The sequence below is a fragment of the Methylacidiphilum kamchatkense Kam1 genome, assembly GCF_007475525.1.
GTDB lineage: Bacteria > Verrucomicrobiota > Verrucomicrobiia > Methylacidiphilales > Methylacidiphilaceae > Methylacidiphilum > Methylacidiphilum kamchatkense.
Map to the genome: position 1 here is coordinate 754,962 of NZ_CP037899.1, position 26,072 is coordinate 781,033.

Consider the following 26,072-nt stretch of genomic DNA (forward strand, 5'->3'; position numbering starts at 1 on the left):
TCTGCCTGCAGCTTTGTAATTATTTTCTAATCAACCAGAAAATAAAACTTAGAATAATGCTAATAAGAATGGAAGTAGTGAGAGGAAAATAAAAAGTAAAATTGCCTTTTTCAATTTTAATATCTCCAGGCAATCTGCCTATCCATCCTTTTCCAAATCCAAGTCCAATGATTAAGCCTGTAACAATGAGAAAAATTCCAAGAAAAACAAGGATCTTCCCGATTTCTTGCATATTTATAAAAATATTTATAAACCCACTTTTTATCAACTGCGTTGCATCATGCTTCTTTCGAATAACCGAAATAAAACATTGATACGGATCTTTATCCTAAAAACTCCTTAATAGCTTTTCTGGCATTTTCAAAGATAAGATTGAGCTTGAGATCTTTTGCGTCTTTGCAACCCCCTTGGGCAATGGTGGCTGACCCTCCTCCTTTTCCTTCCAATGGGAGGAGAATCTTTGAAAGGACCGCTTTTGCTTGTATCTTTTGGGTTAAGGAAGGAGAAATTCCAACAAAAAAATTTATTTTCTCTTCCCACCGGCAAGAGAGCACAGCTATACCTTCGACTCTTTTGTTTAGCTCATTCCAGAGGATTGGCAAATAGGAAGGAGGTTTTATTCCACAATCATAGAATATAACAGGGACCGAGCCAAATTTTTCTGCTCTAGACTGGAGCTCCATTACTTGATTTTTGGCTTCCAATCTAAAAGATTCTTCCTGTTTTTTTGCCTTCAGTTTTTCTTTTTCTCGAATGTTTTTTTCAAGTTCAGCAATTTCTTCGCTCCTCCTCTGGAAGAGCTCAATCAAGGATTGAAAATCCAAAGACTCTGTAAACTTTGGAAGCTTACGTAAAGAAGGATCTTTACTAAAAAGCTGATTCCATTTTTTGTCTTGTTCTTGTGCTTGTGCCTTTAAAAATTTTAAAAGAGCTTTGCCGCATGCTGCTTCAATTCTCCTTATGCCTGCAGAAACTCCACATTCACTCAGTATTTTAAAGTAGCCTAATTCACCGGTTGATTTAGCATGCGTTCCTCCGCATAGCTCTTTTGAATAATTTCCAATGGATACAATCCTTACCCGCTCCCCATATTTTTCACCGAAGAGCTGTAAAATGTTTGGGTCATTTTTAATTTTTTCATAATTTTCTTCTTCCCAATAGACTGGATCATTAAGCTCAATTTTTTCATTAACAAGCTCTTCGATCGCTCTAAGTTCTTCTTTACTGAGAGGGCCAGAATGAGCAAAATCGAATCTTAACCTATCGGGTCCTACATAACTGCCTCTTTGGAGAGTTTCAGGTCCGAGGACTTTACGCAATGCCCAATGGAGAAGATGAGTAGCCGTATGATGCGCAGCAATATTCTGTCGTCTTTCTTTGTCGACTTGAAGGAATACGCGACTTCCCGGTTTGAGATCGTCAGTAAAGGCTAGTCTATGGAGATGAGCCCCACTAGCCGATTTAATGGTGTCAAGCACTTCAATGCTTTTCTGATTGACCAATACTAATCCTTTATCACCTACTTGTCCTCCCATTTCAGCATAAAAGGGAGTGCGATCGAATATAGCACGGTTAGCTGAAAGCAAGGCGACAACTTCGGCTTCTGCTTCCAACTCCTCATAGCCCACAAATTCAGAAGTTTTTGTCAAGCTGACAATGTCTTCTTCATGTGCTACAATCGATCTTTGTCTTTGTTCTTCCATGTATTGTTCAAAACCTTTAGTGTCGACACTAAAGCCATGTTCTTTGGCTAGGAGTTGAGTTAAATCCAAGGGAAAACCATAGGTGTCATAAAGGACAAAAGCCTCTTTACCAAGTATTTCTTTTCTGTTTTCGGATAGCATCTTTTGCTTTATCTCCTCGAATACAGCCATGCCATGGGAGAGAGTTTTAGCAAAAAGTTCTTCTTCTGAACTAATAACTTCTTCAATGCGTCGTTGTTTGTCGATCAGCTCCGTATAGTGATGCCCCATAGTCTGGACAAGGGGATCGACGAGTTCAAAAAGAAAAGGAGGATTCAGTCCAAGAATAAGACCAAATCGAGTGGCTCTTCTTAAAAGCCTCCGCAGGACATGGCCTCTACCCAAATTGCTCGGAAGGATGCCATCAGCGATAGCAAAGGCAATTGCACGAAGGTGATCGACGATAACCCGAAAGGCAATATCTTGCCGGATTGTTAAGTCCTGAACAGTATGCTCAGTTGGAATGGTGCCTTTATAGGAAATTTTTGAAATATCTTCTAGTTTTCGGATAAGAGGAATGAAAAGGTCTGTATTGTAGTTAGAAATGGGAGCATCAAACTTTTGAAAATAAGAGGTTCCTTTAAAAATGGCACAAACGCGTTCTAGTCCCATGCCTGTATCTACGTGCCTGGAGGGAAGCAAAGAAAAGGATCCATCTTCTTTAGCATCCAGCTGTATGAAGACCAAATTCCATATTTCAATGCAGTAGGGACTGTTTTTATTGATTAATGTTCCTTCAGAGTTACCCTCTGGCGTAAGATCAATATGAATTTCCGAACAGGGCCCACATGGTCCTGTTTCTCCCATCATCCAAAAATTATCCTTTTTTGTCCCAAACTGGATATGCACAAGCGGGTTAAGCCCGGATTTTTGAAAAAGCCCAAACCAAATTCTAAAGGAGTCTTCATCAAATTCGGCAGGTTCTTCAGGGGCAGGTTTGTAAACTGTTGCATAAATCCTTTCTTTTGGAATTTTCCATACTTCAGTCAAAAGCTCCCACGCCCAATGGATGGCTTCGTTTTTAAAATAATCATTAAAAGACCAATTCCCCAGCATTTCGAAAAAAGTGTGGTGATAGGTATCATAACCAACTTCTTCTAAATCGTTATGCTTTCCCCCCGCACGGAGGCATTTTTGGCTGTTAGCTACTCGGGGAGGAACGTAAGGGCATTTCTGTTTGCCTAAAAAAATGGGAACGAAAGGATTCATTCCCGCATTAGTAAAAAGAAGATTAGGAGATTCTGGTACAAGACTGGCTGAAGGAAGGATTGTGTGTCCTCTTTCTTTAAAAAAATCAAGAAAACTTTGTCGAATTTCATTCGAATTCATCAACTTCTTATTTTCTCAAAAAGTTAATTGTTAATTCAGTTCTAAAAATTCTTGAGGCACATCGAAATTGGCATACACATTTTGAACATCATCTTGATCCTCAAGAACTTCTAGAAGGCGAAAAAGGGATTTGGCTATTTCTTTATCGCTTAGAAGAATTGAATTTTTGGGCAAATAAACTATTTGAGAGGACTTAACAACAATTCCAGCCTTTTCCAAGCATTTGAGCAGTTCGTCTAATTTCTCAGGCAAAGTAATCACTTCAATTTCACCATCTTTTTGTTGTACTTCTTCAGCCTCAGCTTCTACTGCAACTTCGAACACCTTGTCAAAATCGCATTTATCCTTTTCAATAAGAATCTTGCCCCTTCTTTGAAACAACCAACTAACGCTTCCGGCGGCACCCAGATTGCCTCCATATTTAGAGAAAAGATTTCGAATTTCGGAGGTGGTTCTGTTTCGGTTATCTGTTGCTGCTTCAACAAGAATGGCTATACCTCCTGGGCCGTAGCCTTCGTAAAGCACTTCTTCATAGTGACTCCCCGATATTTCTCCTGTTCCTTTTTGGATAGCTCGAAGGATGTTTTCTTGAGGAACTCCTTCGTCGCGAGCAGTTGCAATAGCCCTCCGCAGCCTCGAATTGAATGCTGGATCTCCTCCTCCAATTCGGGCCGCTATAGAAATTTCTCTGGAGAGCTTACTAAAAAGCTTTCCTTTTCTTATATCAGATAAACCTTTCTGATGCTTGACCTTTGCCCAGTGACTATGTCCTGCCATATTTGATCAATAGCGCGTTGTTTTTTAAACCACTTCTTTTATCATTTAAATGTATTTAACCTTTATATATTAACCTACAAGGATATTAGATGAAAGTTTTATAATCCTAACAGTTCCGCTTGCCAGGGACAAAGCTTATCATTTTCAATTAATCTTTGTCGAATCGTTTTAGGGTCCATGGCCATTTCGCTTAAAAGGGCTTTTGAGGCTATTAGACCAGGATCTAAGCCAAGCGAAGAAGCAATCTTGTTACGTTTGTTTTTTAGTTCTTCGAATCTTTTGGAAGATTCTTTATCCATGAAGTAAAACGGTTTTGAGACGAGCGGTTCTTTGTGAGGACCATTTTGTTTTCCTTTTTCAATTGCTTGCAATAGGCTATAACGGGTGTTTTTTTCTAGCTGTTTAACAGCAGGAATTTTTAAAACTGATTCTCCTTGAGAGGAGATAGAACTTATTTGGATGAGGTCTTCAGTTTTTAGGATTTTAAAAGGCGGAATGCCTTTTGATAGGGCTAGTTCTTGACGCCATCGCTGTATTTCAAGCAGAATAGATTGACCAAGAGGGTCGAGTCTTTGAAATCCTTCGATTCTTTCCGGATCTTTATATGGTGGGTTAGAAAGAGATTTTTCAATTTTTCTCCGAATTCTTTCACAGCTTTGTTCCATCCATTCAGATCTTCCTAAACTTTTAAGAAGTTTTGATAAAATATCCTTAAGCTTTTCAAGATAAAGGACATCTTTGGCCGTGTAATGAACAAGGGATGTGGGTAAGGGTCTCTTGGACCAATCGGCTTTTTGATGTTCTTTGGATAATTTAACTTGAAAGAATAGGGAAACTAAATCAGCATAACCAACAGAATCAAATCCGCAAAGCTTAGCAGCAATATGGGTATCGAAGATTTTTGTGGTTGAGGGCATCCGGCCCTTCTTAGCATCTTTAAATCATAATCCATTCCATGACAAATCCATTCGCAGCCACTAAGTAGTCTCCAAAGAGATGAGAGATCGCCTTTTAAGCAATCGACAACGGCAAGAAAGCCCTCTTGGCATAAGGAAATAACACAAAGTTTTTCTGGATAATGATGAAGACTATCCCCTTCAATATCGATGGCGATTGGTTTTAAAGGATCTAATATGGATAAATATTCTTGAAGCGAATTGTTATCCTCAATCCATCGTACCTTTCGATTCGTGGTTGAGAAAGAGAGCAAGTCTAATTGCTTATTTTGTTCCATTATTATCTTATAAAATAAAGAGGAGCCATTTTAAGAAAAAGAAATTTCTTTTCTTTATAAAAAAATATCTATAGATTTAGATCACTTATCAAGGAATAAAACGACTTGTTGAATCGGGGTGAATCTTTTTTTTGGGCTTTGAACAATAATAAAACAAATAGGGAAGATAAGAAAGATAAAGATGAAAAGTTTTATACCGAGAGTTGAAAAGACATTTTCTAGTATGGAGTTATCTCTTGAAGAAATCAAACGCTATGGTCGTCATCTGATCATGCCGGAGGTAACTTTAGAAGGTCAAAAAAAACTGAAAGCAGCAAAAGTGTTAGCTGTGGGAACAGGGGGACTAGGCTCTCCTCTGCTTCTCTATCTGGCCTCCGCTGGGATTGGAACTTTAGGTATTGTGGATTTTGATGTTGTCGATCATTCGAATCTGCATAGACAGGTCATTCATAAAACAAAAAATGTAGGAAAACCAAAAATAGAATCAGCTATTGAGACTATTTTAGAAATAAATCCAAATGTCAAAGTTGTACCCTATGAGATGGCATTAAGATCTGAAAATGCCTTAGAGATAATTAAGGAATATGATTGTGTTGTCGATGGTACCGATAACTTTCCAACCCGTTACTTAGTGAATGATGCCTGTGTGCTTTTAGGTAAACCTAATGTATATGGTTCGATTTTCCGGTTTGAGGGACAATCTACTGTTTTCTGGGCTGAAAAGGGGCCGTGTTATCGGTGTCTTTATCCAGAACCCCCTGAACCTGGAATGGTTCCAAGTTGTGCTGAAGGAGGAGTATTAGGAGTATTGCCGGGAGTTATAGGGGTTTTGCAGGCCATTGAAACCGTCAAATTAATTCTGGGCATAGGCAAACCATTAATCGGTCGTTTACTCCATTTTGATGCTTTGCAAATGCGTTTTCGGGAATATGTCCTAAGAAAAGATCCTGACTGTCCATTATGTGGGAAGAACCCAACCATAAAAGAGTTGATTGATTATGAAGCTTTTTGTGGCTTAAACAATCAACCGCCTCTGGATCTTAATAATGGCGTCCCTTCCATTTCGGTTGAGGAACTGAAACGGGCATTGGACAATGGGGAAGATTTTATTTTGATTGATGTTCGAGAAGAGCATGAATATCAGATAGCAAGAATTCCCAATGCTAAACTTATACCGTTAGGACAGTTGCATGCTAGGCTTCATGAATTAGATAGCTCTAGAAAAATTGTTGTCCATTGCAAATTGGGCGGAAGAAGCATGAAAGCTTGTCGTATGCTTTTAAACGCTGGTTTTAAGAACATTTGGAATGTTCATGGAGGCATCGATGCATGGAGTCAGTTGATTGACCCGACGGTTCCTCGCTATTAATAAGAAATAAGAGCCATTTCTTACCCGGAACTCATCATCATATCTACTACCACTGCTTATTGAAGGTGTCGGCAGTGGGCCTTGCATGGTTGAGTAATCGCCTGTGATGTCTAGGGCAAAATTTTTTTTTCTGAGTCGTAGAGACTTTCGATTGAAACTTTTGAAGATCCTCCATGGATAAGTAGACTGTGGCTCTATTGAAATAGTTGTTGATGGTATGAAGAACTGACTATTGCCAAACCGATGGCCATTGATGGGTCGATTGGAGCGCAAAGTCACTTTGGCTATCCCTAGGATAAAACGGTATCAAAAGAATAAGACCTTTTTTGAACTTTCAGTTGGTTCTAGTGTTCTTTTATAAATAAAGGGATGCTTGCCTTTTTTAATTTTTATCTTTTGTGATTATTGATTGGCTCGTCATTCCTGCTTATAATTGAAATAACAGATAAATGATCGAGAAAAAAGATACTTTTATCCTAGCTGGGAAAACGGAAAACAGTAAAACTTGGGCCTTTTTCTGTGAAAAAGGGGGGGATAAAAGGTTCGTTTTTTTTCATAATGATTTTTGATTTGTTATTTAACGAATGCGAATACTATTTTTTTTTCATAACCATTCCAATGAATGACTGAAGGGAGGTGGTTAATGGCGGTTGAGCAATTAACAAGTCCTGATGTAATAAAAGAAGAGTCAGTCGAAGAGAAGGTTAAGGAGGCCTTCGATCAACTTTGGGGAGTAATTGTCTGGAATGATCCAATTAATTTAATGAGTTATGTTGTTTATGTTTTTCAGAGAGTGCTTAAGATGAGCAAGCAGGACGCTACACGTCATATGCTGGAGGTGCATAATAAAGGGAAAAGTATGGTAGCAAAAGAAACCAAAGAAAAAGCTGAGCTTTTGGTTCACCAATTACAAGGGTTTGGTTTGCAAGCAACAATGGAGAAAACGTGAAGATTAGGGAGGAAAATGAGGAATTGGTGATTCTTTTCGAACCGACCGAAAGAGAATTGCTTTTAAGTTCTCTTTTTGAGCTCAGGAAACATTATCAGCAAGAAATTTCGCAACTTCCTGAACCTTTAAAAAAGTTTTGGTTGGGTGAGCTCAGCCGAGATCCACAGCTTCAGTCTGAATTTGATGACCTCATAGAAGATTTATCATCCGAAAGAATCGAGTTGCGTTCGGAAAGACTTCGTTTGTTAGAAAAATGGCTTTCTAGGGAAAGCCCCTTACGTAATCCATCCAAAGGATATTTGCGGATTGCTAAAAAGGATATCGATCAATTTTTATGCCTATTAAATGATCGCCGATTAACTCTAGCTATAATCCATGGAATCACTGAGGAACAAATGGACTGGGATCCATTTTTAATCAAATCCAAGCCCTTGCAGCAAGCAATTTGGGAAATTCATTTTTTAGCTTATCTTCAAGAAAATTGTATTTCGTATTTAATGGGTTAACGGTGGAATGGTTCTTGAAAATTATTTAGGAAGACAAGGTGAAAGATTCCAAATGGTTGTGGCATATTGCTTAATGGAGCGGTCACTAGAAAACCAACCCACCGAGGCCGTGTTGATAATAGCTTTTGAAACCCATGTTTTTTGGTCTTTGTATTCTTGATCCACCTTCGATTGGGTTTCTTTGTAGGAATGAAAATCAGCTAAAACATAAAAAGGATCCCCTCCGTCAATTAGACTATGAACGATAGGATGAAGCACAGAGGGGGGTTCCATGGGCGTAAATTCTCCACTTCCTAACCAATCCAATAGATATTTAATTTCTGGATCTGTCTCATAAATTTTTCTTGAAGAATACCCGGCAGCAGCTAATTGAGCAATCTCTTCAGCTTTAAGACCAAAGATGAAAATATTTTCTTCTCCAACTGCTTCTCGAATTTCAATATTTGCTCCATCCAGTGTCCCAACTGTCAGAGCTCCATTTAAGGCAAGTTTCATGTTTCCTGTTCCAGAAGCTTCTTTGCCTGCTGTCGATATTTGTTCGGAAACATCAGCTGCAGGAATAATTTTGCATGCTGACCAAATACCGTAGTTAGGAACGAAATAGACTCTAATTTTTTTATTCGCCCGGGGGTCGTTGTTAATTTTATAGCTAACGGCATTGATCCCTTTGATGATGCACTTGGCAAGATCGTATCCTGGAGCGGCTTTCCCAGCAATAAGAAAAACTCGTGGATGGATATCCAGATTAGGATTATCTAGTATCCTACGGTAAAGAGAAAGAATATGTAGTAAATTGAGATGTTGCCTTTTATATTCATGAATTCGTTTAATCTGAACATCGAAAATAGCATCTGGATCCAGAATAAAATTGTAGCGGCTTTTCAGCAAGTTTGCCAATTCTATTTTATTGGCTTGCTTGACTAGTTTGTACTCTTCTTGAAACTCAGGATCCGAAACAAAGGCTTTAAGCGCCTTTAGTTTTTCTAAATCGGCGGGCCAATCGTCTCCTATAGCTTTAGTGATAAGGTTAGAAAGCCTGGGGTTGGAGGCTAATAACCAGAGTCGTGGGGTGATGCCATTGGTCACATTTCGGAATTTCTGTGGAAACAAAAGATAAAAAGGGTGGAAAAGACTTTTTTTAAGCAACTCACTGTGAAGGGAGGATACCCCATTGATAGAATAACTCCCACAAATTGCTAGATTAGCCATTCGGACAAGCTTTGGATAGGTTTCTTCGATGATTGATATCTGACGGATAATTTTGTCTCTTTCTGGTAGGTCTATGGGAACATTATCCAAAAGATGCTTGTTGATTTCATAAATAATTAGAAGATGTCTAGGTAATACTCTCTCAAAGAGTGGAACAGACCATTTTTCTAGAGCTTCAGGCAATAAAGTATGGTTGGTATAAGCAAAGCTTTGAGATACCAGCTTCCAAGCTTGATCCCATGGTAAGTTGTGTTCATCAAGAAAAATACGCATTAGCTCCGCAACGGCAATAGAAGGATGGGTATCATTAAGATGAATTACCACTTTTGAAGGAAAGTCGTTGAAATTAGAATGCTCCTTCAAAAATCTTCGGACGATATCATGGAGAGAGCAGGAAACAAAAAAATACTGTTGAATTAAACGTAACTCTCTACCAATCTCTGTTTTGTCATTGGGATAGAGAACTTTGGAGATCGACTCGCAAAAGTTTTTTTCTGCAACCGCTTCAAAATATCCACCACGGTTGAAAGCTTCCAGATCGAACTCAACGGTAGATTTTGATCTCCATAAGCGTAAGACATTAACAACAGGACTATTATAACCAGGTATGAGATAATCATACGGGACTCCTAAAATATCCTTTCCCCCCACCCATACAGGCTTATGCCCGTTCCAATCTATATTTCCATAGAGTCTGATAACTTGAGATAATCGTGGCCGAATAATCTCCCACGGAACTCCAAATCTTGTCCAGTCATCGGGTCTTTCTACTTGATAGCCATTGATGATTTCTTGATGAAAGAGCCCGAATTCATAGTGTAGACCATACCCAAAGGCCGGGTAACGCAAAGTCGATAAACTATCAAGGAAACAAGCGGCAAGCCTTCCTAATCCCCCATTCCCTAGACCTATTTGAGGTTCTTCTTCAAAGATTTGATCTATATCTAGTCCAAGTCCGATTAAAGCTTTCTTGGTTTGTTCCACAATCCCAAGGTTGATTAGATTTTGATGCAAAAGCCTGCCCAAAAAATACTCTAGTGATAAAAAATAAAGCCTTTTTACCTTCTCTATCTTCTGCGTTCTGTAGGCAGCAAGAAATCGATCAACAATATGATCTTGACACATCATGGCTGTTGAAATCCACCAATCAAAAGGAGTTGCTGTGTCAGGAGATCGAGCCAGACTGAGCCTAAGGTGAGTAAGGATGGATTCTCGTATGCCTTCAGGAGTAGTATCTGTGGCAAATCTCCATTGCCCATTATGAGAGGTCATCGTAAAAAAATATTTTCTGAAGAGTTGCTTTTAAATTTCAATAAAATAAATTAATAATTTTTTAAAATATTCAAAAGTTTTCTTTTTGGATTCTTTCTTCTATTGAATTTTTTTCCCTGTTTACATCAGGTTGTAAATTTTTTTTCTATGATTTCAAAATCAAGAAAAATAGACATAACATAAGTAATATATTTATTAAAAAAAATAATCAGATATTTTTGTTATTTTGTCCTTTCTTTTTATACATTGTTTTAACAAGAATGATTGAATTATTATTTATTGTTATGGGTAAAACAGAAAACTTTTTCGAAAGAAAGCCTGAACCACCTCCTATCCCAGTTGAAGAGTATCGTGGAAATGGCCATAAATCGGCCGCTTCTGGGTTTATAAAAGAAGAAAAAAGGTCTTTTCAAAAAGAGGAACTAAAAAAATATTGTTTTTGGTTATCGGATTTTGTCTTTTCGTTCTGACAGTATCTTTCTTGATTTATATTTTTACGAAGCCTTATCCGGGGTCTACGACAAACGATGAGATAAATTCTTCTGAGATCGCCTATTCAAAATACCTTTTCTGGAATGAACAGATAAGTCGCTACATGCAGTCTAATATTACTCCTTTTCAACCTCTTAAGGAGTTTAATCGGCCAAATTTCTGGCAAATCTATCATGATTTGCCTAACGGCAAAGCTGTGAAAGCTGCATTGTTGAGGCATCTTCCGGCTGGTGTTGCACTACTTAAAATAGATCCAGTCCAATTCGAAAGAACAAAGGATTATGTTCAGGTCACTTATAATGTCAGAGTGCTTCCATCCTATACAGAATGGATTATACCTAGGGGCAAGGCCATGCTACCTGCCTCAAATGAGGATAAAATCCAAAAGAAGCTAGTCCGCCTTGTTCTTTTTACCCATGATTTGCCCCCAGGGTTTATTTATTTTTTTGGAGAAAAGAAAATTTTGGCGAAAGCCCAAGAACCTTTTGAATTTTCTTGGACAGTTAAAAGAGCTGTCGTGCAAGGTGGGCTATGGCGCATTCTTGAGGTGGCACCGACTCCATTTGAAGGGCCGGAAAGCCTTTTGCAACCATTTCAAAAATCCATTGAAGCTGAAGAGCTTTATTCGGTTAAATCCGATCCGGTTATGAATCAATTGATGCAAGAACAGGATCAGAGCTGGCAGGCTTTTTTTGCAAGAATTAATCAGATTCGTGATCAAGTGATCGATTATCGCAATCAGCTTATAAAGGATATTCCAGGGGTTCCTCAAATGGGTAAGCCTTTTGCTTCAGGTTCAGGTACTCCGACTACGACACTTGAGGGTGCCGGAATTGGTCTTTTGGGAGGGGCACTTATTGGAGGATTGGCGGGTGGAGGTCTGGGTGCAGGCATTGGAGCTGGTCTGGGACTGTTAGGTGGAGGGCTTGGTGGTTATCTGTATAGTCATGAACGAAGAAAAAGCATCTATAGAAGAAAGCTTGCTGAACGAAGGGAAAAAATTAGAGAAGTGAATGAAAAGGTTGAAGCCTATAGAGATAAATTAGTCAAGGAATATGAAGAAGAGTTAAAAGAAAAAATTCAAGCAAGGCAGGCTCAATATCAAGGGATATCTAATAGCTCTCCAAAATTTTAGAAAGCTGTAAGTTAGACAAAAATTCCACTCGATTCGTTTAGAAGGCCTCAAGCTGATTGATTGTACCAATCTATTCTCTTTTCTCTAAAAAGGAAAGCTTCATAAGTATAGAGGAGCAGCCGCAAAAGCCTTGGGCCTTTTCATCCCTAGCCTGGGAGGGGATGGAAAACAGAAAACAGGGTGGTTGCCAAACAGACCATGCAACCTTCAACACTTTGATTGGGCGAAATTGTGTCCAGAGTGGTTTTCTGCTGCGGATAGTATGAACCGTTGGATGATTGGCTACGGCCTCCTCTTCGACTACGACTAGAAAGGGGACTTGGATTGGCAAAAGCAAGCTAGGCAAACTTTATTGCTATAGGCCAGAATGGATATAATCAAGAACATGTTCCAGATGGCGATCATTGACGGCGGCGTTTTAGAATTTTGCTTTGTAGGTCTAAAGAATCTGGTCCCTGAGTTCCATGATTTTGAACCTGTGGAGATGAGGACTCTGGCGCGCGTGTAACCAGCCATAGCAAAACAGGAAGTTAGCTTTATACCTGTTTAGGCTGAGTTAAGGAGGCCAGGAGAAAACTGAAAACATCAGGCTCACCTACCTATGTGGTGGCCAATTTGAAAGCATCCATTTGCATATGGCTGTTCCTCATTCATCCTGGAGAAGGTGTTCCTGTTTTAATCTGGAGAGCTAAGTAAAAATTATTTTCTTTTTTTATCACTTTTTATAGATTTAAACTAATCTTTTCATCATTTTATTGCGCTCGTGGCGGAATTGGCAGACGCGCTAGATTCAGGTTCTAGTGGGTATCCCCCATGGGAGTTCAAATCTCCCCGAGCGCACAACCCATGGTTTTTTGCTATTTTAAAATTATTCAAAAGTTTCTCCACAATGGTTTGTGGAATAATGGAGTGTCAATCTTTTTAGCTTTGATCTGTAAATTGCTTCTTTCTTTTTCTCTATTTGCTGACTATAGATGCAATGCTTTAAAGAGCGCTGGCTTAAGAAAGCAAAGGGGAAGATCTTTAAATGAGTGCTATTGGTTTTATTGGTAGTAATCTATAGATCTGACATTTCTTTTTGTGTGCTAATCTTTGCTAGATTCTCTGTAGTGGCTCATAATAATGAAACGGTGGGATCTTGAGAGGTTGGGATTAATGGGGTCTGATCTTTATAAACGTAAGATGGTTTTTTTTCACATTCATTTTCAGGCGATTAGACAATCTTCTCATTGCTATGTGCATTTATTTTTCTGTTGCAATAGGCAGGAATGGATTTTCTTGTCCTATCGTTCACTCATGAGGTTCAAATAGAGGCTCAACATCGCAATAGGCATTACTTAAAATCAAAAAGAATCTCGTTTAGCTGCCATTATATAGCTTCTAGTGCTTCTTCTATTATTTAGTTGGGATGGGAAGCTCTGTTGGAAGAAGAAAAAAAGCTATAGCAATGAGAAGAGCAGACGATGGGGCTATGGTTGTGGAGAGATTATTTCTACAAAGATAAAATCAACAAAGTTTTTTACGAAAAAAGATCAGATAAATTAAAAAAAGAAAAGTTAAAAAAGAACGTAGGTGCGCTTTCAATTATAGCGCGGCGCGGGAATACCCATCCCCTTCAGGGGATGTGATGAAAGCGCCTATTTACCTTGGCATTCATGTATGTATCGTCGGATAACCTCTGCTGACACGCTTCCCGCCGTACCCACATAGTACGCCTGCGTCCAAAGCTGCTCTCGTCCGCATGCCTTTTTGAGCCAGGGAAATTGCTCACGCAACTTCCTCGACGTATAGCCTTTCAGCAGGCCCACGATGGTGGCTGGCGCCCATCGAGGCGGCGCGGATACGAAGCAATGCACATGGTCGATGTCCATTTCCATGGCCAGAAGTGTAAATCCGTGTTGGACGCAACACTCCGCGATGAATCTCTTGCAGGCGCTCTCCACCTTGCCGGTGAGCACTTTCCGACGATACTTCGGAATCCATACGAAGTGGTACGCAATTTGATAGTGCGTCCATCTGGTTTTTCCGGTTTGCAATGTATCGCTCATGTACCTAGAATAACAGGCATGGAACGGGTACGCATCCTGTCTCTCAAGGGAATTTCCAGGCGTTTGCAAGCCCTCATCCGGGATGGGCAGGCGGAGTCTGCTCGCGTCTGGACCCTGTGCCGGGACATGCACCTTGCGGCCAGACAGAAAAACCAACCTTGGCCTGGCAAAAGGGAGTTTCACGAAGCCACCAGAGGTGGCAAATTCGCCCTGCACTCCCAAAGTGTTCAGCAGGTGTTCCGGGCATTTGACGCGGCGGTACAGTCAACCCGTGAGAATCGCAAAGCTGGATGCCGGGAAATCCGCTATCCATACAAGGACAAACGCTTTTACCCGCTGATGTGGCCGGCCCAGGCCATGTGTCTGGAAGAGAAGCGCATCGTGCTCCCGATGGGGCGCGGGCGTCACTCTTTGGTGCTTCCTCGTCCAGCGTGGCTGGAAAGTCCTCGCGCCTGCAAAATCGTCTGGAATGGTGTTCACGACGAACTGCATGTCAGCATACCGGAGACTGGTGGACCGCCGGATACCACAGCGCCCGCCGAAAAACACGCCACGGTGGACCTTGGACAAATCCACCAAGCCGCAGTCGTCACGAATACCGGCGAAGCGCTGGTGGTATCCGGCAGAGGCATCCGTTCCCTCAAGCGGTTGCACAGCAAACAACTGGGCGAAATCCAGAAAAAGCGAGCCAACTGCCAAAAAGGCTCGCGGCGCTGGCGCAAGCTCGGACGGACACGTGCGAAGCTCACCCTGCGCCATAAACGCCGCGTCCGCGACCTGCGCCACAAAGGCACCCGGGCGGTGGTGGACTTCTGCGAGGACCGTGGCATCGAAGCCCTTTTTGTCGGAAACCCGGACGGGGTTCGCCGCAAGCATGCTGGACGCCACCACAATCAGCGTATGAGCCAGTGGGAGTACGGCAAGGATATCCAGTATCTGGAACAAAAGTCGGAACAAGACCGCATCGCGTGCTTCACCGGGAGCGAAAGAGGTACGTCCAGCCGGTGTCCCGTATGCGGCCATCGCCACAAGCCCAAAGGGCGGATCTGGCGATGCAAAACCTGTGGATTTGAAGGCCACAGGGATATCGTGGGCGCTGTAAACATGCACCCCATCGCCTTCGGTCAAGGAGTGCCGTTCCCTCAACGCATCACGTATCTACGTCTGGGGAATCTCCGGCGTAGTAGTAGCCCGGACACGGGCCAACGTTGTCTAGCCGAATCGCAAGCGTCAAGCACCACGCCGGAGACGGCGCGGGTTCCCTCCGGGAGCAGCCCACGGCTTGCGATATGTGGTTAGAAGCCCATCCCCTTTAGGGGATATGGGAGTGTCACTGTTTCAAATAGCTTTATTGTTTTGAGCAAATCTAACTAGCAAAGAAACAAGATGGACAATGAAAAATCATTTCTTTGTCAAACAGCTCAATGCTGAAGAATTTTTTGTTGCCCAAGACGGCTCTTTATTGAATGAACTGTTTCATCCTGACAAAATAGGATTAAGTCTGCCTTTCTCTATTGCCTACGGGAAATTAGAGCCGAGGGAATCAACAAAGCCTCATAGCCTCAGCCAACCAGAAATCTACCTTTTTATAAGTGGAGAAGGGATTTTTAAGACAAACAATCAGAGGAGTTATCCAGTAAAAGCTTTAAGTCTTGTTTATGTTCCTCCTGGCTTCATTCAATGGATAGAAAATACAGCAGAGAGCCCTCTTTGTTTTTTTTGTATTGTTAGTCCCCCTTGGAAAGCGGAGTGGGAAAAAGAAGAAAGTGTGTGAAATCGCTTTTTGTCTTGAAAAAAAATAAAATCCATAGTATGGCTTTCCTTCCTTTTTCATTTTATTGTTTTTCATCTTTGTTTGGTCTTTAAAATTTCGGAGATTCAAAAAAATATTCGGTAGGTTCGTATCTTTTGATAATGAGAAATACAAGGAAAGACAAAAAGCTTATCGAAAAAAGGAATTGGAGAGCTATTTTCTTTGAGCTCTTTCTTGGGAAGGTACGCCTTGGAGAAAGGAAAAAAGAAGCTTTTCTGAAAGAAAAGGAAGCAAGCATATTTGAAAGGCTCAAGAAAGCAAGCCAGGTACCTCTTTCCGATCTCTATGCTGAATTAAAGACGCGTCCAGAAGGCCTCACTGAGAAGGAAGTTGAAGAACGACTAGAAAAATACGGCTATAACGAGATCAAACAAGAAGAAATACCTAGTTGGTTCATTATGCTTCTGCAAAGTTATTTTAATCCTTTTGCTCTTCTTTTGACTTTTCTTGCTTTGGTTGCAGGATCGGTGGGAGAAAAAGAAAGCGTCCTTATCATGATGATTATGGTCGTGGTGAGTGTGGTATTACGATTTAGTCAAGAGTTTCAGTCAAGCAGAGCTGCCGAAAGACTCAAAGCCATGGTAAGGACAACTGCATCGGTAAAGAGGCTATGGAATAAGGAACAAGATCAAGAAACATCGATAGTCCCTAGCCTCGAGTCAAGCCAAGTAAGAGAGGTGCCCATTAGCCAGATTGTTCCAGGGGACATTCTCCAATTGTCTGCAGGAGATATGATCCCTGCCGATGTTCGACTGATTTTTACAAGAGATCTTTTTGTTAGCCAGGGAGTTCTCACAGGCGAATCCATGCCTGTAGAAAAATATGACACGGTTTATCCTGCTTCTTTCAATGAACAAAAAAGAACAGATCCCTTTTCTCTACCTAATATTGCCTATCTGGGTACAAATGTTATTAGCGGAACGGCGACGGCCGTAGTCTTAGCAACAGGTGAAAATACCTATTTTGGTGCCTTTTCGAAAAGTCTCAGGGGTTATAGGACAATGACCAGTTTTGATGTTGGGGTAAACCGGATCAGCTGGTTACTGCTTCAGGTCATTGGAACATTAATACCGGTGATTTTTCTCATCAATGGCTTTACCAAAGGCAGTTGGATGGATGCCTTCCTTTTTTCTCTGGCAGTTGGTGTTGGTCTCACGCCAACAATGCTACCGGTGATCGTTAGCGGTTGTCTGGCTAGAGGTGCCCTTTTACTTTCAAAAAATAAAGTCGTCACGAAAAGACTGAATGCGATTCAGAATATAGGAGCGATGGATATCCTTTGTACGGATAAAACAGGAACTTTAACCCATAATAAGATAATTTTGGAAAAATATCTTGATCCGGAAGGTAACGAGAACGAAGAGGTTCTGAAATATGCGTATATCAATAGTTATTATCAAAGCGGTTTACGTAATCTTCTTGACCAGGCCGTTTTGGATAAAAAGGAAGAAGGTAAAAAATTCATATTTCACTATACAAAAGTTGACGAGATCCCTTTTGATTTTACAAGGCGCCGAATGTCTGTAGTGGCAAGGGAAATTACGACAGGAAAAGATCTTTTGATAACGAAGGGAGCCGTTGAGGAAATGATTGCTATCTGTGGGAGCCTATTAAAGGATGGAAAAGTAATAGAATTAACTCCAGACATTAAGAAGAAGGCTCTAGCTCTTCGGGATGATTTAAATAGTGATGGATTAAGAGTTCTTGCGGTTGCTTTTAGGGAGTTGCCTCTTGAAATGAATAGACCTGTTTCAGTGAACGATGAACAGGGGATGACCCTTTGCGGTTTTATTGCTTTTCTGGATCCTCCAAAGCATGATGCTGAAGATGCTGTGCGGGCACTGAAGAACTATGGAGTGGAAGTTAAAATTATTACTGGAGACAATGAATTAGTGACACGAAGGATCTGCGATTGGATTGGATTGGAAGTCAGAGGAGTCATGCGTGGCTCTGAAATAGAAAACTTAACCGATGATGAATTGATTACAGCAGCTGAAAAAGCAAATATTTTTGTCAAAATGTCCCCTCTACAGAAAGCACGGGTGATTCGAGCCTTAAGGACTGGGGGACATATTGTTGGATTTTTAGGGGATGGGATCAATGATGCTCAAGCTTTGAGAGAAGCAGATGTGGGAATATCTGTGGATACGGCTGTTGATATAGCTAAGGAGTCGGCTGACATCATTCTTTTAGAAAAAAGCCTGATCGTTTTAGAACAAGCCGTTATTGAAGGCAGGGTAATGTTTGGCAATATGGTGAAGTACATAAAAATGGCTGTGAGTTCTAATTTTGGTAATGTATTGAGTATCCTAGGCTCAGGAATTTTACTCCCTTTTTTACCCATGAGTCCCCTTCAAATCTTAATTCTTAATTTGATTTATGATCTTTCGCAAACATTGATTCCTTGGGATAGAATGGACGAGGACTTTATTGCCAAGCCTAGGAAATGGGAGGCTGAGGGGATTCTTAGGTTTATGTTCATCATTGGACCGATTAGTTCAGTTTTTGATTATGTAACCTATGGAGTCATGTGGTTTGTTTTTGGAGCAAATTCCATCGAAAATCAAAGTCTGTTTCATACCGGTTGGTTTGTTGAATCTTTACTCTCACAAAGCTTGATCGTTCATATGATAAGAACGAGAAAAATTCCGTTTATCCAAAGTATTGCCACAAAACCGCTGGTTTTGGCTACTGCTGTCGTCATTGTCATTGGTCATTTAATACCATATAGTTTTTTTGGAGAAGCAGCGGGACTTGTTCCATTACCTTTTAGTTATTATCTATGGCTTTGGGGTATATTACTTACCTACTGCATTACTGTACAGACAGTCAAAAATTGGTATATAAAGAGATTTCATGGAGAATGGCTCTGATTTCTCCTGGCTGCTATCCATGCAACAAAGTTAATGGTCTAAAAACACATTACTTTTTAAAAGACCAAGCAATAGAGAAGGCTTGCTGCTGATTGTGTTAAAATAGCCTTGAAATAATGCCATCAAATCAGTTAAGCTGTTTTTTCCTTTGTGTGGACGACAATGAATTTGATTAGTTTAGCGAAAAAAGTTTTTGATCTAGAAATGGACGCTCTGCGTTCTGTTCAAAAACAGCTAGACTCTTCTTTTGAACAAACCATTGAGGTTTTGGAAAGAACGATCTTAGCTAATAGAAAAATTGTCATTACCGGAGTTGGAAAATCAGGCCATATTGGTAGAAAAATAGCAGCTACTTTAACAAGCACTGGAGCCCCAAGCGTGGTGCTTGATGCTGTTAATGCGTTCCATGGAGACTTGGGAATGGTTAATAAGGGAGATGCTGTTATTGCATTAAGTTATAGTGGAGAAACGGAAGAAATTCTTAGGCTTATCCCTCATTTAAAAAGAATTGCAACCTCTTTGGTTTCCATTACTGGCAATGAAAATTCGACATTAGCGAAAAATTCTGATCTTATTTTGAATGTTAGGGTCAGTAGGGAAGCTTGCCCTTTGAACTTAGCTCCTACCTCGAGTACCACAGCAATGCTGGTTTTAGGGGATGCAATAGCTATGGTGTTACTTGAAAAACGAGGATTTAAAAAAGAGGATTTTGCCCGCTTTCATCCTGGAGGAACACTGGGTAGGAATTTACTCTTAAAGGTAGGGGATATAATGCGTCCTTTGCCTCAAATTGTAGTTCTCGAAGCGGAGGCGAAAGTAAAAGAGGCTCTGAAGCTGTGGAATATAAAAAGAGCGGGAGCTGTGGTGGTGGTAGATTCAGAGAGAAAAGTCATTGGGATCTTTACCCATGGAGATTTCGTAAGGAATTACGAGCTGAATCCCAAAATTGGCGAAGTATCATTAGGAAATGTGATGACCAAAAATCCAGTAACAGTGCGAGTCGATAAACTTGCAGTTGAAGTTCTTAATGTTTTTGAACACAATAAAATAGAAGATTTAATTGTTGTGGATGAAGCTTACAAAGTGGTAGGTTTAATAGATTCTCAGGATTTAGCGATCCATCGATTGTTATAAGGAGATTGGTTATGTTTGTGAATGCGAGTGACATCGGAAAAGGTCAAGCGATACGGCATAACGGAGCTATTTGTCTTGTTTTAGATACAATGCATAGAACCCCAGGTAATTTAAGAGCTTTTGTACAGATGACTTTGAGAAATTTGAAAACGGGGAAGTCTTTTGTTGAAAGATTTGGCTCTCAAGACAAAGTGGAGTTGCTCTCTTTAGTCCGAAGGCGTTGCGAGTATAGTTATAGAGAAGGCAATAGTTTTGTTTTTATGGATCCTGAAACTTATGAGACCTTTTCTGTTCCGGAGGAGATGGTAGGAAAAGCCAAGGATTTTTTAAAGGAGAATCAACCTGTTGATCTGCTGTTTGCTGATGATACGTTAGCTGCTATAGAACTGCCCCAAAGTGTGGTGTTGAAAGTCGTGGAAGCTCCAGAAGGAGTGAAGGGTGATTCTGCAACTAATGTGATGAAGCCAGCTATCCTTGAAACGGGGTTATGTATTCAGGTTCCGCTTTTTATTAAGGAAGGAGAATTGGTAAAAGTAAGCACTACTGATGGAAAGTATTTGAGCCGGGCGTAAAAAATATTTTCCGGCTTTTTTTGCTGTTAGAAATATACTTTTAAAAGATACTTTTAAAAGCCTGTGGCGGTCTATATGGGAAAAGGTCTTGTTGAAGATTTGGATTGGACAGATCTGTGGAATGAGATTTTGCTCAAAGCTCAAAAAGGTCAAGAATTGACCGATACGGAGCTGGCACGAAAAGCAGGAGTCAAAATAGAGGATTTAAGAAAACTGAAAAATGGGGTGCTTAATGAAAAGGCTCTTTTTTTAGTTGCTCAGGCTCTTTCCTTGAGTGGTGAAATTTTGCTATCAATGGCTACTGGAAAATGTAATCCTCAACCGTTGTCTCTTCCCTTCTTTTTAAAAAAAATATCGATAGAAGAGACACCTGAAAAAAAATCTTATCTATTAATAGACAAGAAAACTAACAAAACATTCTTGATAGATCCTCCAAATAAGCAATTGATCGAAAATTATGTCAATGATAGGGAGTATGGACTGGATCATGTCTTTCTTTTTTCTTTGGAACAAATTCAGGAATTAGCCGATGTTCTAAAAAGTTTTTCCTTGGCTTGTTCAGCTCCTTCTAAAGAGGGGCAATTAGTAAGGAAAGAGGAATGGTTTGGATCGTTCAAAGTGGAGCTTATTCCTTTAATCGATAAAATATTTTACTTTGTCCATCCTCCTGAATCTCCTCCATTGGTTTTTGTCGGAAAATATTTTATTTCTGGATCTATTTCCTATGAAGAAACCGGTTATTATAAGACTCTTGAACTGATTCGATCTACGCTGTTTGGATTTCCGGATGAAACCATCATTTGTCCAAGGATTGGCCCCCTATCAACCGTGGGCTTTGAAAAAGGACATAACCCTTTTTTTCCTGAATACCAGATTTATTCTTCTTTTCAACTGCTTACCGAAATTTAAGAAAATCCAAGACGCTTTGTTTTATGATTGGCAATCCAATGGTTTTAAAGCACAACAATTTTTTGTTTTTTTATGAAATGCAAAATATTTTAGGTTAAATTTTGTCGGAGCTGCGGTTAAATGAATGACGAATATAAATTATTAAAAATATTTTCTGGCAGAGCGAATCCGGCTCTGGCAACAAAAATTGCTCAGTATGTCGGCATACCTCTTGGGCAAGCAACCATTTCATCATTCCCTGATGGAGAAACCTTTGTAAAATTTAACGAAAATATTCGAGGCAGAGATGTTTTTATTGTGCAGCCTACCTGTCCTCCGACTAATCATAATCTAATGGAATTATTGATTATGATTGATGCTGCCAAAAGAGCAAGTGCAGCAAGAGTTACAGCCGTAATTCCTTTTTATGGTTATGCCCGGCAAGATCGGAAAGATCAGCCAAGAGTATCTATAACGGCTAAACTGGTTGCGAACCTCCTCGTAGCCGCTGGAGCCAACAGAGTGCTGGCAATGGATCTTCATGCCCAACAAATTCAAGGTTTTTTTGACATTCCCGTAGATCATCTTACAGCTGTTCCTGTTTTTTATAAGTTTCTTGAGGCAAACAATCTACTCGATCTTGTTGTTGTCTCTCCAGATGTAGGAGGGATAAAAATGGCCTCTACCTATGCTCAATTGTTGGGGAAAGGGCTTACTTTAGTGGTTAAGAAGAGGGTGGATGCCTATCATACGGAAGCGGATTTCGTTGTTGGTGATGTGGAAGGAAAGGATGTATTGATTGTCGATGATTTAACAGAAACGGCTGGAACTGTAGTTTCTGCGGCAACGATTTTAAAAAAAATGGGAGCCAGAAGGATTTATGCTGGAATTTCTCATGCCGTTCTTAATCAGATTGGTATAGGCAGGCTGAGAAGTTCACATCTTGAAGAATTAATTACTACTAACAGCGTTCCCGTTCCTGTAGTTGAAGGAGTTCGGGTAACGGTGTTAGATGTTGCCCCCCTTTTGGGAGAAGCCATTAAAAGAATTCATACAGGGATGTCCGTAACCTCTCTATTCGAGGTTGACGGAAAGAAAATTAATCTTTAAAAAAAATTGTGTGCATAACTTTTTGAAAGCTAATCCTCAATTAATTGGCGATATCGTTAGACTGTTAGAAAAAAATGCTCGTCTTTCCCTATCGGATATAGCTTCGGCGTTAGGAATATCCGTTGAGGAAACGGCAGCTCTTTTGAAAGAGCTGGAAAAAGAGAAGTTCATTTTGGCGTATAAGACCATCTTTGATCCAGAAAAAATACAGAAAAACAGAGTACGTGCCGTCATTGAAGTCAAAATTACTCCTGAGCGAGGAGGTGGTTTTGATAAGCTATCCAAGCGAATAGCCGGTTTTGAAGAGGTTACTTCTTGTTTCTTAATGAGTGGGGGCTATGATCTACTTGTTTTCCTAGAAGGAGAAAGTCTCAAAGAGGTTGCTCTTTTTGTTTCAGAAAAATTGGCTACGCTACCTGGGGTTATTTCTACAGCAACTCATTTTATGCTAAAAACTTACAAAGAACAAGGAATCATTTTTTCTACTCCATCCCATTTTCGTCTGCCTGTAAGTCCGTAATTTCCTTTCATGAAAAAACATCCCGTTATCAATTCTACCGAAAAAATAGTGCCTTTTGATTTTCGGACTAAGCTACCAATAGCCAAACATCTTTCCTCAATTGGAAAATCGTCAATCAGGGATTTTTTCGAACTTGTCCAGAACCAAACGGATGTGATTTCCTTAGGGATTGGTGAACCGGACTTTGATACTCCCTGGATGATTAGAGAAGCAGCCATTTATTCCCTTGAAAAGGGAGAGACAGGCTACACATCTAATCTTGGCCTTATAGAACTCCGAAAATTAATAGCCCAATATGTATCGAAACTAATCGGTGTCGACTACAACCCCTATGAAGAGATCCTTGTAACGGTAGGGGTTTCAGAAGGGCTTGATTGTGCTTTAAGAGCGATAATCGATCCTTTTGACGAAGTCATAATCCATCAGCCTTCTTATGTGTCTTATGTTCCTTTGGTGGTTCTTGCCTATGGCGTGCCTGTCATTGTTGAAACATTAGAAAAAGACGGATTTCAACTTGATCCAGTTGCGGTCGAAAAAAAAATTACCCCAAAAACCAAAGCAATTATTCTAAACTTCCCCACGAACCCTACAGGAAGCATTGAAAATGAAGAGAAACTGCAAGCCATTGCTCAATTAGCTTGTAAGCATAATCTTTATGTAATCAGTGATGAAATTTATGCGGAACTGATGTATGAAGGCACGCATCGTTCGATAGTCGCTCTTGATAGAATGAAAGAAAGGAGCCTTTTTCTACATGGGTTTTCTAAGGCGTTCTCTATGACAGGTTTTAGGATAGGGTATGCCTGTGGCCCAAAGGAGTGGATTGAGGCGATGATGAAAATTCATCAATATTCGATTCTCTGTGCTTCTTCCATAGCCCAGCAAGCAGCTATAGAAGCCTTATTGCATGGAAAGAAAGATATGGAACAAATGGTTGAAGAATATAGATTGCGTCGGAACTTTCTGTGGAAACATCTTTCTTCCTTAGGTCTTGTCGGGAATCTGCCCAAGGGGACCTTTTACTATTTTCCTTCGATTCGACATTTTGGATTGTCATCAAAAGAATTTTGTTATCGACTGCTCCAGGAGGGAGGAGTGGCACTGGTTCCTGGTTCTGCTTTTGGACAGGGGGGAGAAGGATATGTGAGATGTAGTTTTGCCACCCGTTTTGAAGATCTCGAAATAGCTGTCCGAAGAATCGAAAGTTGGTTAAAAAAAATTGAAAAAGAAGGGAAGAAACAATAAATGAATAGTTAGGAAAGAAAGCTTATAGTATTTAGAAAAATATTTAATAGCGATCAAGGAGACTTGTGGGTATTCAGACAACGCAAGATAGGCAGCCGGAAAAAATTAGCCAATTTACCGTTTTCATGGAGAATAAAGCGGGAAGACTTTTAGAGTTAGTGCGTCTTTTGGAAAGTCATGAAATCCACATCATAGGTTTTACTATTTTAGACACCTCTGAAGCCTCCACCATTCGATTGGTGGTTGATGACCCTCAAAATGCTAGAAAGATTCTTGCTGAAAATGGAATATCTTATACGGAATGCTCTCTCATTGCCTTGGAGCTTCCGCAATCAGCTGAAGATCTAAGAAAAGTCCTTACAGTGCTGCTTCAAGCTGAAATCAATATTTATTTTAGCTATCCTTTCCTGACAAGACCCTATGGGAAAGCGGTATTGGCACTTAGGGTTGAAGATGAAGAATTAGCCATATCCGTACTTTTAAGAAACAATTATCGGGTGCTCTTTCAAAAAGATATTAGCAGGTAGAAAAAGTTTTTTTTATTTTAAAAAAGATTGTTTTTTTTTCTTATATTCTCATTGTAGCTATTATGTCTAAGTCTTATGTTTTTGCTTCTGAATCCGTGACGGAAGGCCATCCAGATAAAGTATGCGATACCATTTCGGATACCGTTTTGGACCATTGCCTTCAGCAGGATAAGTTCAGTAGAGTGGCCTGTGAGACCCTTGTGAAGGAAAACCTGGTCGTGCTAGCAGGAGAAATTACCACCAAGGCTAATCTAGATTATATAAAGATTGTCAAAGATACGGTTCGGCAAATAGGATATAATGATCCCAAAAGCCTATTTTACCCTGAAAAATTACATATCGTTTGTGCGATTTCCAAACAAAGCTCAGACATTGCCTTGGGGGTTGATGGGCAGAAAGAACGTCATAATATAGGAAAAAATCTTGATCAGGGTGCAGGGGATCAAGGACTAATGTTTGGTTTTGCATGTACTGAGACTCCTGAACTTATGCCTGCACCAATTACTTTTGCTCATAGACTTTCTAGAAGATTAACTGAATTAAGGAAAAAAGAAGGGTGTCCTTGGTTGCGGCCTGATGGGAAAACGCAGGTATCTCTTTATTATGAGGACAATAAACCATTGCGCGTTGAGGCCATTGTTGTGTCGACACAGCATACCGAAGAGGTTTCTAACAAAGAAATAGAAGAAATCATAAAGAAAGAAGTCATTCAGAAGGCCATACCTGAAGAATTTCTCCACAAAAAAACGGTTTTTTACATTAACCCAACTGGTAGGTTTGTTGCCGGGGGGCCAGATGCCGACTCTGGAGTTACTGGGAGAAAAATTATTGTTGATACCTATGGAGGCATGGGGCGACATGGGGGAGGTGCATTTAGTGGGAAAGATCCTTCGAAAGTGGACAGAAGTGCTGCTTATATGGCTAGATATATTGCCAAAAATATTGTGGCAGCAAAAATTGCTACCAAAGTCGAAGTTCAAATAGCTTATGCTATTGGAAAAGCTGATCCGGTTTCGGTTGCTGTTGATACTTTTGAAACAGGACTTGTGGAAGATAAAAAAATAGAAAGGGCAATTCGTGAGGTTTTTCGGCTTAAGCCTGCTGAAATAATTGAAGAACTGAACTTACTTCGACCTATTTATAGTAAAATCACCAATTATGGCCATTTTGGTAGAAACGACCAGTTTGATATCTTTAGCTGGGAAAAAACTGATAAAGTAAATGATTTGCTTACTGCCGTAGGGTTGGTGTAGACAGTTCAAAACGCCAATCAATTACTAGACCCTTGTCTATTTCTTCATGAATAAACCAACAATCATACTAGGATA

The 26,072-nt window shown here is 40.2% G+C and carries 24 protein-coding genes and 1 tRNA gene; 17 read left to right on the forward strand and 8 right to left on the reverse strand.

Translation table 11 applies throughout. The features are described 5' to 3' along the window. Positions 1 to 19 precede the first annotated feature (19 nt). From kam1_RS03550 to kam1_RS11005, 5 genes are all read right to left on the reverse strand, one after another. On the reverse strand, positions 20 to 232 hold the full coding sequence (locus kam1_RS03550; protein ID WP_039722296.1) for a DUF2905 domain-containing protein: 213 nt from the start codon (positions 230 to 232) through the stop codon (positions 20 to 22). A gap of 91 nt (positions 233 to 323) precedes the next feature. Further along, the gene (gene alaS / locus kam1_RS03555; RefSeq protein ID WP_039722295.1) at positions 324 to 3,071 is read right to left on the reverse strand and encodes an alanine--tRNA ligase; all 2,748 of its coding nucleotides are present in this window, start codon (positions 3,069 to 3,071) and stop codon (positions 324 to 326) included. 30 nt (positions 3,072 to 3,101) lie between these two features. Then, positions 3,102 to 3,848: a YebC/PmpR family DNA-binding transcriptional regulator gene (locus tag kam1_RS03560; RefSeq protein WP_039722294.1), complete on the reverse strand. Its 747-nt coding sequence runs from the start codon at positions 3,846 to 3,848 to the stop codon at positions 3,102 to 3,104. 98 nt (positions 3,849 to 3,946) lie between these two features. Beyond that, positions 3,947 to 4,765 (reverse strand): ribonuclease D, encoded by an 819-nt coding sequence (locus tag kam1_RS03565; protein ID WP_276507652.1) that lies wholly within the window; start codon positions 4,763 to 4,765, stop codon positions 3,947 to 3,949. Next, positions 4,684 to 5,082: a ribonuclease D gene (locus kam1_RS11005; RefSeq protein WP_276507653.1), complete on the reverse strand. Its 399-nt coding sequence runs from the start codon at positions 5,080 to 5,082 to the stop codon at positions 4,684 to 4,686. The genes kam1_RS03565 and kam1_RS11005 overlap by 82 nt, the downstream gene beginning before the upstream one ends. A gap of 181 nt (positions 5,083 to 5,263) precedes the next feature. On the opposite strand from kam1_RS11005, the gene moeB reads away from it, so the two are divergent. The 3 genes from moeB to kam1_RS03580 all read left to right on the forward strand — a co-directional run bounded on the left by moeB (position 5,264) and on the right by kam1_RS03580 (position 7,906). After that, entirely contained in the window at positions 5,264 to 6,451 is a 1,188-nt protein-coding gene (gene moeB / locus kam1_RS03570; protein WP_039722292.1) for a molybdopterin-synthase adenylyltransferase MoeB, read from the forward strand. Between the two features lie 643 nt (positions 6,452 to 7,094). Further along, the gene (gene clpS / locus kam1_RS03575; protein ID WP_009061339.1) at positions 7,095 to 7,400 is read left to right on the forward strand and encodes an ATP-dependent Clp protease adapter ClpS; all 306 of its coding nucleotides are present in this window, start codon (positions 7,095 to 7,097) and stop codon (positions 7,398 to 7,400) included. Next, positions 7,397 to 7,906 carry a DUF2017 family protein gene (locus kam1_RS03580; protein ID WP_039722291.1) on the forward strand — a complete coding sequence of 170 codons (510 nt, stop codon included), beginning with the start codon at positions 7,397 to 7,399 and terminating at the stop codon, positions 7,904 to 7,906. Before clpS ends, kam1_RS03580 begins: the two co-directional genes overlap by 4 nt. Before the next feature lie 21 nt (positions 7,907 to 7,927). Here kam1_RS03580 and kam1_RS03585 read toward each other — a convergent pair whose 3' ends face one another. Then, on the reverse strand, positions 7,928 to 10,387 hold the full coding sequence (locus kam1_RS03585) for a glycogen/starch/alpha-glucan phosphorylase (RefSeq protein ID WP_039722290.1): 2,460 nt from the start codon (positions 10,385 to 10,387) through the stop codon (positions 7,928 to 7,930). A gap of 260 nt (positions 10,388 to 10,647) precedes the next feature. On the opposite strand from kam1_RS03585, the gene kam1_RS10470 reads away from it, so the two are divergent. Both kam1_RS10470 and kam1_RS03590 read left to right on the forward strand, forming a co-directional pair. After that, entirely contained in the window at positions 10,648 to 10,857 is a 210-nt protein-coding gene (locus tag kam1_RS10470) for a hypothetical protein (protein ID WP_244946154.1), read from the forward strand. Positions 10,858 to 10,982: 125 nt separating this feature from the next. Beyond that, entirely contained in the window at positions 10,983 to 12,014 is a 1,032-nt protein-coding gene (locus tag kam1_RS03590) for a hypothetical protein (protein WP_244946155.1), read from the forward strand. Positions 12,015 to 12,084: 70 nt separating this feature from the next. On the opposite strand, the gene kam1_RS03595 is transcribed toward kam1_RS03590, so the two are convergent. Next, the gene (locus tag kam1_RS03595) at positions 12,085 to 12,360 is read right to left on the reverse strand and encodes a hypothetical protein (RefSeq protein ID WP_039722288.1); all 276 of its coding nucleotides are present in this window, start codon (positions 12,358 to 12,360) and stop codon (positions 12,085 to 12,087) included. Positions 12,361 to 12,771: 411 nt separating this feature from the next. Between kam1_RS03595 and kam1_RS03600 the strand changes: the two genes are divergently transcribed. Then, positions 12,772 to 12,854: transfer RNA gene (locus tag kam1_RS03600), tRNA-Leu, on the forward strand. A gap of 797 nt (positions 12,855 to 13,651) precedes the next feature. Here the strand turns inward: kam1_RS03600 and tnpA are convergent. Beyond that, on the reverse strand, positions 13,652 to 14,062 hold the full coding sequence (gene tnpA / locus kam1_RS11220) for an IS200/IS605 family transposase (RefSeq protein ID WP_039722343.1): 411 nt from the start codon (positions 14,060 to 14,062) through the stop codon (positions 13,652 to 13,654). A gap of 18 nt (positions 14,063 to 14,080) precedes the next feature. Between tnpA and kam1_RS03610 the strand changes: the two genes are divergently transcribed. From kam1_RS03610 to metK, 11 genes are all read left to right on the forward strand, one after another. Next, positions 14,081 to 15,361 (forward strand): RNA-guided endonuclease InsQ/TnpB family protein, encoded by a 1,281-nt coding sequence (locus kam1_RS03610; RefSeq protein ID WP_143958260.1) that lies wholly within the window; start codon positions 14,081 to 14,083, stop codon positions 15,359 to 15,361. A gap of 94 nt (positions 15,362 to 15,455) precedes the next feature. Then, positions 15,456 to 15,836, forward strand: a complete 381-nt coding sequence (locus kam1_RS03615) for a cupin domain-containing protein (RefSeq protein ID WP_039721855.1) — start codon at positions 15,456 to 15,458, stop codon at positions 15,834 to 15,836. A 140-nt stretch (positions 15,837 to 15,976) separates the two neighbouring features. Continuing rightward, positions 15,977 to 18,748: a magnesium-translocating P-type ATPase gene (gene mgtA / locus kam1_RS03620; protein ID WP_079254277.1), complete on the forward strand. Its 2,772-nt coding sequence runs from the start codon at positions 15,977 to 15,979 to the stop codon at positions 18,746 to 18,748. A 162-nt stretch (positions 18,749 to 18,910) separates the two neighbouring features. Then, on the forward strand, positions 18,911 to 19,882 hold the full coding sequence (locus tag kam1_RS03625; RefSeq protein WP_039721854.1) for a KpsF/GutQ family sugar-phosphate isomerase: 972 nt from the start codon (positions 18,911 to 18,913) through the stop codon (positions 19,880 to 19,882). An 11-nt stretch (positions 19,883 to 19,893) separates the two neighbouring features. Then, positions 19,894 to 20,454: an elongation factor P gene (gene efp / locus kam1_RS03630; protein ID WP_009061321.1), complete on the forward strand. Its 561-nt coding sequence runs from the start codon at positions 19,894 to 19,896 to the stop codon at positions 20,452 to 20,454. A gap of 75 nt (positions 20,455 to 20,529) precedes the next feature. Continuing rightward, positions 20,530 to 21,363 (forward strand): MBL fold metallo-hydrolase, encoded by an 834-nt coding sequence (locus tag kam1_RS03635; RefSeq protein WP_039721853.1) that lies wholly within the window; start codon positions 20,530 to 20,532, stop codon positions 21,361 to 21,363. 120 nt (positions 21,364 to 21,483) lie between these two features. Continuing rightward, entirely contained in the window at positions 21,484 to 22,452 is a 969-nt protein-coding gene (locus kam1_RS03640) for a ribose-phosphate diphosphokinase (RefSeq protein WP_143958261.1), read from the forward strand. A gap of 10 nt (positions 22,453 to 22,462) precedes the next feature. Beyond that, complete coding sequence (locus kam1_RS03645; protein WP_200885785.1) at positions 22,463 to 22,972, forward strand: Lrp/AsnC family transcriptional regulator; 510 nt, start codon at positions 22,463 to 22,465, stop codon at positions 22,970 to 22,972. A 9-nt stretch (positions 22,973 to 22,981) separates the two neighbouring features. Next, positions 22,982 to 24,217, forward strand: coding sequence for a pyridoxal phosphate-dependent aminotransferase (locus kam1_RS03650; protein ID WP_079254276.1), 1,236 nt, complete (start codon positions 22,982 to 22,984; stop codon positions 24,215 to 24,217). 65 nt (positions 24,218 to 24,282) lie between these two features. Next, positions 24,283 to 24,744 (forward strand): acetolactate synthase, encoded by a 462-nt coding sequence (locus kam1_RS03655; RefSeq protein ID WP_009061316.1) that lies wholly within the window; start codon positions 24,283 to 24,285, stop codon positions 24,742 to 24,744. Between the two features lie 62 nt (positions 24,745 to 24,806). Beyond that, complete coding sequence (metK, locus tag kam1_RS03660; RefSeq protein WP_039721850.1) at positions 24,807 to 25,997, forward strand: methionine adenosyltransferase; 1,191 nt, start codon at positions 24,807 to 24,809, stop codon at positions 25,995 to 25,997. The last annotated feature ends 75 nt before the right edge of the window (positions 25,998 to 26,072 follow it).

What these genes read in the sequence shown, in the direction of transcription:
- kam1_RS03560 (WP_039722294.1), bottom strand. Translation starts at nt 3,848, where the DNA reads ATGGCAGGACATAGTCACTGGGCAAAGGTCAAGCATCAGAAAGGTTTA.
- tnpA (WP_039722343.1), bottom strand. Translation starts at nt 14,062, where the DNA reads ATGAGCGATACATTGCAAACCGGAAAAACCAGATGGACGCACTATCAA.
- metK (WP_039721850.1), top strand. Translation starts at nt 24,807, where the DNA reads ATGTCTAAGTCTTATGTTTTTGCTTCTGAATCCGTGACGGAAGGCCAT.
- moeB (WP_039722292.1), top strand. Translation starts at nt 5,264, where the DNA reads ATGAAAAGTTTTATACCGAGAGTTGAAAAGACATTTTCTAGTATGGAG.
- kam1_RS10470 (WP_244946154.1), top strand. Translation starts at nt 10,648, where the DNA reads ATGATTGAATTATTATTTATTGTTATGGGTAAAACAGAAAACTTTTTC.
- kam1_RS03565 (WP_276507652.1), bottom strand. Translation starts at nt 4,765, where the DNA reads ATGCCCTCAACCACAAAAATCTTCGATACCCATATTGCTGCTAAGCTT.
- kam1_RS11005 (WP_276507653.1), bottom strand. Translation starts at nt 5,082, where the DNA reads ATGGAACAAAATAAGCAATTAGACTTGCTCTCTTTCTCAACCACGAAT.
- kam1_RS03625 (WP_039721854.1), top strand. Translation starts at nt 18,911, where the DNA reads ATGAATTTGATTAGTTTAGCGAAAAAAGTTTTTGATCTAGAAATGGAC.
- kam1_RS03650 (WP_079254276.1), top strand. Translation starts at nt 22,982, where the DNA reads ATGAAAAAACATCCCGTTATCAATTCTACCGAAAAAATAGTGCCTTTT.
- clpS (WP_009061339.1), top strand. Translation starts at nt 7,095, where the DNA reads ATGGCGGTTGAGCAATTAACAAGTCCTGATGTAATAAAAGAAGAGTCA.
- alaS (WP_039722295.1), bottom strand. Translation starts at nt 3,071, where the DNA reads ATGAATTCGAATGAAATTCGACAAAGTTTTCTTGATTTTTTTAAAGAA.
- mgtA (WP_079254277.1), top strand. Translation starts at nt 15,977, where the DNA reads ATGAGAAATACAAGGAAAGACAAAAAGCTTATCGAAAAAAGGAATTGG.
- kam1_RS03615 (WP_039721855.1), top strand. Translation starts at nt 15,456, where the DNA reads ATGAAAAATCATTTCTTTGTCAAACAGCTCAATGCTGAAGAATTTTTT.
- kam1_RS03585 (WP_039722290.1), bottom strand. Translation starts at nt 10,387, where the DNA reads ATGACCTCTCATAATGGGCAATGGAGATTTGCCACAGATACTACTCCT.
- kam1_RS03590 (WP_244946155.1), top strand. Translation starts at nt 10,983, where the DNA reads ATGCAGTCTAATATTACTCCTTTTCAACCTCTTAAGGAGTTTAATCGG.
- efp (WP_009061321.1), top strand. Translation starts at nt 19,894, where the DNA reads ATGTTTGTGAATGCGAGTGACATCGGAAAAGGTCAAGCGATACGGCAT.
- kam1_RS03550 (WP_039722296.1), bottom strand. Translation starts at nt 232, where the DNA reads ATGCAAGAAATCGGGAAGATCCTTGTTTTTCTTGGAATTTTTCTCATT.
- kam1_RS03635 (WP_039721853.1), top strand. Translation starts at nt 20,530, where the DNA reads ATGGGAAAAGGTCTTGTTGAAGATTTGGATTGGACAGATCTGTGGAAT.
- kam1_RS03610 (WP_143958260.1), top strand. Translation starts at nt 14,081, where the DNA reads ATGGAACGGGTACGCATCCTGTCTCTCAAGGGAATTTCCAGGCGTTTG.
- kam1_RS03640 (WP_143958261.1), top strand. Translation starts at nt 21,484, where the DNA reads ATGAATGACGAATATAAATTATTAAAAATATTTTCTGGCAGAGCGAAT.